Genomic DNA, 1,059 nt, shown 5'->3' on the forward strand with positions numbered 1-1,059 from the left:
TCTTTTCCTCAGGGTACTTAGATGTTTCAGTTCCCCTGGTGTGCCTCCAACGACCTATTTATTCAGTCGAGGGTAACTACCCATTACGGTAGCTGGGTTTCCCCATTCGGAAATCCCCGGATCAATGCTCACTTACAACTCCCCGAGGCATATCGCTGTTCGTCGCGTCCTTCTTCGGCTCCTGGCGCCTAGGCATCCTCCGTGCGCTCTTATTAGCTTAACCAATGCTCCGGGATATCGATTCTTTATCTCCAATGCTCCTCTCGTTACAAAGCTCCCATCATAGATGGGCGACAGTAACGCAGGACCATGAGTCGAACAGAACCGATATCTCTACGCATACGATTTTAATGACACTAGTAAGGCAGAGATGATACTTCAACTTCTTCTAATTCGCGCTTTGTTTCGCTATCCAGTTTTCAAGGTACAAGTGCGAGCGACCCGAAGGCCTCTCAGAAAGTCTCATGGTGGAGACTAGCGGGATCGAACCGCTGACCCCCTGCGTGCAAGGCAGGTGCTCTCCCAGCTGAGCTAAGTCCCCATGGGAAGTATGCTTTTAAGAAAGATGGTTGGCCTTAGTGGACTCGAACCACCGACCTCACCCTTATCAGGGGTGCGCTCTAACCAGCTGAGCTAAAGGCCAATATGTGCGCCCGCTCTTACTTGGGCTAGTTCGCTTCGGATCTCCGCAAGTGAGATCAGAAAAGCCCGGCTTGGCGACGTCCTACTCTCCCAGGACCCTGCGGTCCAAGTACCATTGGCGCTGGAGGGCTTAACGGTCGTGTTCGAGATGGGTACGCGTGGAACCCCTCCGCCGTTGCCACCAAACCGGCATTTCTAAGAAAGAGTGAATTGCTCTTTCAAAACTGAACTTGAGCGTAAGAAACGAGTGCCACTTCGCCTAGGCGACTGTGGACTTTTATAGCCCCGAGGGGCTCCTTAGAAAGGAGGTGATCCAGCCGCACCTTCCGATACGGCTACCTTGTTACGACTTCACCCCAATCATCTACCCCACCTTCGGCGGCTGGCTCCCTTGCGGGTTACCCCACCGACTTCGGG

At 53.3% G+C, this 1,059-nt stretch carries 2 tRNA genes and 3 rRNA genes; all 5 read right to left on the bottom strand.

Going from position 1 to position 1,059, the window contains the following annotated elements:
* Positions 1–223, bottom strand: a 23S ribosomal RNA gene (locus K7P76_RS32985); the annotation flags it as partial.
* A 242-nt stretch (positions 224–465) separates the two neighbouring features.
* Positions 466–541, bottom strand: a tRNA-Ala gene (locus tag K7P76_RS32990).
* 25 nt (positions 542–566) lie between these two features.
* Positions 567–643: transfer RNA gene (locus K7P76_RS32995), tRNA-Ile, on the bottom strand.
* A gap of 68 nt (positions 644–711) precedes the next feature.
* A 5S ribosomal RNA gene (gene rrf / locus K7P76_RS33000) occupies positions 712–828 on the bottom strand.
* Between the two features lie 115 nt (positions 829–943).
* Positions 944–1,059: ribosomal RNA gene (locus tag K7P76_RS33005) — 16S ribosomal RNA — on the bottom strand; the annotation flags it as partial.

The sequence above is a fragment of the Cohnella silvisoli genome, from assembly GCF_021190915.1.
GTDB lineage: Bacteria > Bacillota > Bacilli > Paenibacillales > Paenibacillaceae > Cohnella > Cohnella silvisoli.